The 6,356-nt window shown below is 67.6% G+C and carries 6 protein-coding genes and 1 tRNA gene; 1 reads left to right on the top strand and 6 read right to left on the bottom strand.

The annotated features are described in order from the left end of the window. On the top strand, positions 1-410 hold a 410-nt coding region (locus IEW15_RS20785; RefSeq protein WP_188581545.1), incomplete at its 5' end, for a potassium channel family protein. Positions 411-503: 93 nt separating this feature from the next. On the opposite strand, the gene IEW15_RS20780 is transcribed toward IEW15_RS20785, so the two are convergent. The 6 genes from IEW15_RS20780 to IEW15_RS20755 form a co-directional block, all read right to left on the bottom strand. Beyond that, positions 504-580 (bottom strand) — tRNA-Arg (locus tag IEW15_RS20780). A 146-nt stretch (positions 581-726) separates the two neighbouring features. After that, positions 727-1,758, bottom strand: a complete 1,032-nt coding sequence (locus IEW15_RS20775; protein WP_229708417.1) for an ABC transporter ATP-binding protein — start codon at positions 1,756-1,758, stop codon at positions 727-729. After that, complete coding sequence (locus IEW15_RS20770; RefSeq protein ID WP_188581542.1) at positions 1,755-2,792, bottom strand: ABC transporter ATP-binding protein; 1,038 nt, start codon at positions 2,790-2,792, stop codon at positions 1,755-1,757. The genes IEW15_RS20775 and IEW15_RS20770 overlap by 4 nt, the downstream gene beginning before the upstream one ends. 78 nt (positions 2,793-2,870) lie before the next feature. Beyond that, positions 2,871-3,779 carry an ABC transporter permease gene (locus IEW15_RS20765; RefSeq protein WP_188581540.1) on the bottom strand — a complete coding sequence of 303 codons (909 nt, stop codon included), beginning with the start codon at positions 3,777-3,779 and terminating at the stop codon, positions 2,871-2,873. Positions 3,780-3,801: 22 nt separating this feature from the next. After that, on the bottom strand, positions 3,802-4,758 hold the full coding sequence (locus tag IEW15_RS20760; RefSeq protein WP_188581537.1) for an ABC transporter permease: 957 nt from the start codon (positions 4,756-4,758) through the stop codon (positions 3,802-3,804). A 106-nt stretch (positions 4,759-4,864) separates the two neighbouring features. Beyond that, the gene (locus IEW15_RS20755; protein ID WP_188581535.1) at positions 4,865-6,355 is read right to left on the bottom strand and encodes an ABC transporter substrate-binding protein; all 1,491 of its coding nucleotides are present in this window, start codon (positions 6,353-6,355) and stop codon (positions 4,865-4,867) included. Between the last annotated feature and the right edge of the window lies 1 nt (position 6,356).

Below are 6,356 nucleotides of genomic sequence, written 5' to 3'. Positions count from 1 at the left end.
GAATCAGGCGCCGGCCGCAGGCTCAAGGGCGGATCTCACTGCGATCGCGACACATTCCGAAGACCCATTCTGCAACAGGCTCCGAAGCGGCATTGTATTTTTCGGTAGTGACCTTCACCACGCTTGGCTATGGCGATATCGTTCTGGGCCATGACTGGCGTCTGCTGGGTGCCATGGCCTCGGTGAACGGCATCATCCTGTTCGGCTGGACCACGGCGGTGGTGGTGGCGGTGCTGACCAGCGCCATCGAACATCGCGATGCCCGCCGGCGCGAGGGGGCAAAGAGCGAGGGCCATCGCTGGGAGCCCTGGCATCCGCATGTCCAGTGGCGGCCGCATGTGCAGGATGTCCGCCACCACCCGCGTGCTCATGACCGGGGCGACGCTATGGATCACGACGAGGCCGAGTGACGGACGGTCGCGGCTGACGCTGAAGCCGGGCCTGAAAAAGAGCCGGGCCTGAAAAAGAAACAGGGGACCAACCGGTGAGGTTGGTCCCCTGAATGGCGCGCCGGGGAAGATTCGAACTCCCGACCCCCAGATTCGTAGTCTGGTGCTCTATCCAACTGAGCTACCGGCGCATGCCCGGATTTGAGTGGGTGTGCCGCAGATGGTGGTCTGTGGCCCCCTCACCGGGACGAGGCGGAAAATAGTCCGGCTTTCCGGGGAATGCAAGCGCTATGTGGCGTTTTCTCGAAGGTGCCGGCGGGCTGGCGGGCGTTGGCGATCAGACGTGGTGGCAGGCAGCCAGGCGACCCCCGTCCACCGGGCGCAGCTCGGGCCGCTCGGTGCCGCAGATGTCGGTGGCGCGGCCGCAGCGGGGCATGAAGGCGCAGGCGGGCCGTGACTGGCCGGAGGCCTGCGGTGTCAATGCCGGGCCCTGATCGGCCGTCTGGCGGGCGCGTCGGCGGCGGCTGCGCGCCGGATCGGGCACCGGCACGGCGGCGAGCAGGGTGCGGGTGTAGGGATGGGCCGGGTTGTGGAAGATCTCGGCGGTGCGGCCGGTTTCGACCACGCGCCCCAGATACATCACCGCCACCCGGTCGGTGACATGGCCGACCACACCCAGATCATGGCTGATGAACAGATAGCCCATGCCGACCGCGGCCTGCAGGTCCATCATCAGGTTCAGCACCTGCGACTGCACCGACACGTCCAGCGCCGACACCGCCTCGTCGGCCACGATCAGCCGGGGACGGGTGATCAGGGCGCGGGCGATGGCGATGCGCTGGCGCTGCCCGCCCGAGAATTCATGCGGATAGCGGTCGGCATCGGCCGGCCGCAGCCCCACCTGGGCCAGCGCCTCGGCCACCCGCTCGGCGCGCTCGGCCATGCTGGCGGTCTTCAGCCCCTCCATCGGTTCGGCCACCACCCGTTCCACCTTGTGGCGCGGGTCCAGCGAGCCGTAGGGATCCTGGAACACCATCTGCAGATCGCGCCGCCGGGCCAGCAGGTCGCGCCGGCCCAGCTTGAACAGGTCGTCGCCATCAAAGATCACCCGCCCGGCGCTGGGGCTTTCCAGCGCCACCACGGTACGGGCGAGGGTGGATTTGCCGCAGCCGGATTCGCCCACGATGCCGACGCTTTCGCCCGCCGCCATCTGAAGGTCCACGCCGTCGAGCGCGCGCAGCACCGGCGGCGTCTGGAACAGGCTTTCGCGGGGCAGGCGGTATTCACGCACCAGCCCCTCGATCTGCAGCAGGGGGGTGGCTGGCGCGCCAGAGATTGACGGGGTCATGGACTGGGCGGCAGCGCTCATGCGGCGAACTCCGGAATATGCTCGCCGCGCGCCACCGGATGGATGCAGGCCACGCCATGATCGGGCGCAAGCTGTGTCCAGGGGATCGGCCGGGCGCAAGGGTCGTCGGCGCGCGGGCAGCGGCCGGCGAAGGCGCAGCCCGGCGGCAGGCGGCGCGGATCGGGCACGGTGCCAGGGATCGTGGCCAGTCGGGGCCGGGTATGGGCCGGGCCGTCGCCATCGGCCGCATGTTCCAGCCCGCGGGCATGGGGAATGGCCGCGAACAGGCCATGGGTATAGGGATGGGCCATGTGGTCGAACAGTGCCGGAGTGGGGGCCGCCTCGACGATCGACCCCGCATACATCACCGCGGTCATGTCGACGGTTTCGGCGATGACGCCCAGATCATGGGTGATCAGCACCAGACCCATGCCCATCTCGTCGACCAGTTCCACGATCAGGTCCAGGATCTGGGCCTGAATGGTGACGTCGAGTGCTGTGGTGGGCTCGTCGGCGATCAGCAGCTTCGGTTCGCAGGCCAGCGCCGCCGCGATCATCACCCGCTGGCGCTGGCCGCCCGACAGCTGATGGGGATAGAGGTCGAGCGGAAAGCGCCGGGCGTTCAGGCCCACCCGTTCCAGCAGCCGGCGCGCGCGGGCATCACCCTCGGCGCGGCCCAGGCCCAGATGCAGGCGCATGCTTTCCGACACCTGATGACCGATGGTCTTGACCGGGTTCAGCGCGGTCATCGGCTCCTGGAAGATCATCGCCATGTTGCGGCCGCGGCGGGTGCACAGCGCCGCCTCGGTCAAGCGGGTGAGTTCCTCGCCGGCAAGGTTGATCGAGCCTTCGACCATCGCCTTGTCGGGCAGCAGGCCCATGATGGCAAGGGCTGTCATCGACTTGCCCGATCCGCTTTCGCCGACCAGGCCCAGCATCTGGCCGGGCGCCACGGTGAAGCTGACCCCGCGCAGGATCGGCGCGGGCCCGTCGGGCGTGGGCAGGGTCACCCGGAGATTGTCGATCGCGAGCAGCGGCGCGTCGGCAGCGGTCATGGGCGTGTCCGGTCCTTCAGAGGCAGGAGGGCAGAGGCTGGAGGGCGGGAAGCGGAGGGAATGACAGGCACCGGCTCATCAGCGCGCCCGCCGGAGCTTGGGGTCGAGCACGTCGCGCAGGCCGTCGCCCAGCAGGTTCAGGCCCAGCACCGTGAACACGATCGCGAGGCCGGGAATGATCGCGAGCTGCGGCGCCATGTAGATGAAGGTCTGCGCCTCGTTCAGCATCCGGCCCCAGCTTGGTGTGGGCGGCTGGGTGCCGAGGCCCAGATAGCTGAGGCCCGCTTCCGCCAGAATCGCCAGCGCGAACTGGATGGTCGCCTGCACGATGATGATCGACATGATGTTGGGCAGTACGTGGTGCAGGGTGATGCGCACCGTGCCCTTACCCGAGAGGCGCGCCGCCATGACGTATTCGCGCGACCAGATGGCCAATGCGGCGCCACGGGTGACGCGGGCGAAGACCGGAACGTTGAAGATGCCGATCGCCAGGATCGAGTTGACGGCGCCGGGGCCCAGCAACGCGGTGATCATCACCGCCGAGAGCAGCGCCGGAAAGGCGAAGGCGAAATCGCTGAACCGCATCACCAGCTCTTCGATCCAGCCGCGCCGGGCGGCGGCGAGACAGCCCAGCGCCGTGCCGAGCGACAGGCCGATGCCGACCGCGACCACGCCGACCAGAATCGAGTTCTGGGCGCCGGTCATGATCATCGACAGGATGTCGCGGCCGAACTGGTCGGTGCCCAGAAGATTGAGGTCCGACGGCCCCTGAAGCCGCGTGCGGATGCTCATCCGGGTGGGGTCGAGCGGTGTCCAGAACAGCGAGGTCGCGGCGATGCCCAGGAAGAGCAGGGTCAGCACGCCGCCGATGACGAAATTGCGGCTGGCGGCGGCCCGGCGCGCGATCTCGACCAGCGGCGAGGGACGGCGGATGGTGACGGGGCCGGATCCGGGAGCGGGGTTGGCCGTGGGTGTGGTCTGGGTCATGGTCTGAAGCTCCTCACACCCGTCACATCATGTCCCCGCCGCGCCGCAGGCGCGGGTCGAGGGCGGCATAGGACATGTCGACCAGGAAATTCACGAACACGACCACGGCCGCGATGATCACCACCAGGCTCTTCACCGTGATCAGGTCGCGCTGCGCGATGGCCTGGAAGATCAGCCGGCCGACACCGGGCAGGGCGAAGACGTTCTCGATGATGATCGTGCCGGCCAGCAGCGACGACACCTGAAGGCCCAGGATGGTGACCACCGGGATCAGCGCGTTGGGCACCGCGTGGCGCCACAGCGCGGCACTGCGGTTCAGGCCCTTGGCGCGGGCGGTGCGGACATAATCCTCGCGCAGCACTTCCAGCACCGACGACCGGGTCACGCGTGACAGGATGGCCGCCTGCGGCAGTGCCAGCGCAATCGCCGGCAGGGCAAGGGCCGCGACCACCGGGCCGACACCGGCGTCCCAGCCGGGAAAGCCGCCGGCCGGCGTCCAGCCCAGATTGACCGCGAACAGGATGATCAGCAGCAGGGCGAACCAGAAATTCGGCACGGCGACGCCCACCTGCGAAAAGCCCATCACGCCGAAATCACCCAGCTTGTTATGATTGCGCGCGGCATAGACGCCAAGTGGCAGGGCGATGGCGGTGGACAGCAGGATGGCAAGCAGCGCCAGCGGCACGGTGATGGCGATGCGGTCGCCGATCAACTCCGACACCGGCACGCTATAGGTATAGGAGCGGCCGAAATCGCCGACCAGCATGCCGCCCAGCCAGCCGAAGAACCGGTCCGCCAGCGGCTGATCCAGCCCGAGCTGCGACCGCAGCGCCGCCACCGTGTCGGGCTCGGCATTCAGGCCCAGCATCACCGCGGCGGGGTCGCCCGGCAGGATTTCGAGCACGACGAACACGACCGTCGCGGCGACCAGCAGGGTCAGCGCCAGGGTGATCAGCCGTCGGAACAGGAACAGGGCCATGGAGCCGGCGCGTCCTCGGATGGGTGTCGGGCGGGGCGGGGCAGTCCTGGTGCGGAAAGCCCCGTCTGCGGTGCCCTTGAGGCGGGCGCCGCAGACGGGGGACCGGTCACTCGGTCCAGTGCACCTTGGTCAGATCGTTGACCTGGAACGGACGATCGGTCCACAGGCCCTCGACCTTGACGTTCCAGACGCCGTATTGCGGCAACTGGAACAGGAAGGCGTTGACCGAATCCTCGGCGATCATCCGCTGGGCATCGCCATAGAGGGCGGTGCGCTCGGCCTGATCGGTGGTGGCGTCGATCTTTGCCATCAATGCCTTGAAGTCGGCATTGTCATAGTTGAAGTAATAATTGTCGCGGGCATAGATGCTGATATCCATCGGCTCGGTGTGCGAGACGATGGTCATGCCATAGGCCTTGTTCTTGAAGACCTGGTCCAGCCACTGCGCCCATTCCAGCGGCACGATTTCAGCCTTGATGCCGACATCGGCCAGCATGGCCGCGATGATCTCGCCGCCGCGACGGGCATAGGGCGGGGGCGGCAGCATCAGCACGGTTTTGAAGCCATCGGGATAGCCGGCCTCGGTCAGCAGCGCCTTGGCCGCATCTGGGTCGTAAGGATAGCGGTCGGTGAGATCGAGATAGCCGGGCGCATGCGGGGCGAAATGGCTGCCGATCGGCGTGCCATAGCCGAACTGGCCGTCGATGACGGCCTGACGGTCGATGGCATGGGCCACCGCACGACGCACCCGGATGTCGTTGAACGGCTTGGCGCCGTTGTTCATCGCCAGGATGGTTTCGCCCTCGGTGGTGCCGATCGCCACCTTGAAGCGCGGATCGGCTTCAAGCTGCGGCAGGTTCTCGGGCGCCGGGAAGTTCGAGAAGGCATCCAGATCGCCGGCCAGGATCGCCTGAAGGGCGGCGGCGGGATCGGCGATGAACTTGAAGGTCGCCGATGTCAGCGCCGGCTTCTCGCCCCAATAGGCGTCGTTGCGGACCAGTTCGACCCGGTCGCCCTTGACCCATTCCTTGAAGGTGAACGGCCCGGTGCCGATCGGCTTGGTCTTTTCCGACTCGCCCGCGCTTTCGGGCGCCACGATGACCGCATCGCCCCAGGTCAGGTTGAACAGAAGCTGCCCGGCGGGCTTTTCGAGTGTCAGCACCACGGTCAGCGGGTCGGGCGTCTCGATCGACTTGATCGGGGCGAACAGGCCCTTCTGCGCATTGACGCTGTTCGGCGCCACGGCGCGGCTGAAGCTGTATTTCACGTCGGCCGAATCGAAGGTCGTGCCATCGTGGAACGTGACGCCGTCATGCAGCTTGAAGGTATAGGTCAGCCCGTCATCCGAGACTGTCCAGCTTTCGGCCAGCAGCGGCAGGATCTGGCCCTGCTCGTCGAGGCGGACCAGGCCTTCGAAGACGTTGATGTGCACGACCTCGTCGATCGCCGCCGCGGCACCCGCGGTGGGATCGAGATGCGGCGGTTCCAGCACCGCGCCGATCGAGAATGTATCCTTGGCGGCAAGGGCGGCGGCCGGCCCGAAGGCCACCGCCGTTCCCAGAAGTGCCGCGGCGAGCCACGGCTTGATGGTGCCCATG

This window comes from Tistrella bauzanensis, assembly GCF_014636235.1.
GTDB lineage: Bacteria > Pseudomonadota > Alphaproteobacteria > Tistrellales > Tistrellaceae > Tistrella > Tistrella bauzanensis.
The sequence above is the reverse complement of the archived record's forward strand: the minus strand, read 5'-3'. Positions and strand labels throughout refer to the sequence as shown.

Bases quoted from the DNA above. Each gene is read 5' to 3' on its own strand.
- IEW15_RS20775 (WP_229708417.1), bottom strand. From the start codon at position 1,758: ATGAGCGCTGCCGCCCAGTCCATGACCCCGTCAATCTCTGGCGCGCCA.
- IEW15_RS20770 (WP_188581542.1), bottom strand. From the start codon at position 2,792: ATGACCGCTGCCGACGCGCCGCTGCTCGCGATCGACAATCTCCGGGTG.
- IEW15_RS20765 (WP_188581540.1), bottom strand. From the start codon at position 3,779: ATGACCCAGACCACACCCACGGCCAACCCCGCTCCCGGATCCGGCCCC.
- IEW15_RS20760 (WP_188581537.1), bottom strand. From the start codon at position 4,758: ATGGCCCTGTTCCTGTTCCGACGGCTGATCACCCTGGCGCTGACCCTG.
- IEW15_RS20755 (WP_188581535.1), bottom strand. From the start codon at position 6,355: ATGGGCACCATCAAGCCGTGGCTCGCCGCGGCACTTCTGGGAACGGCG.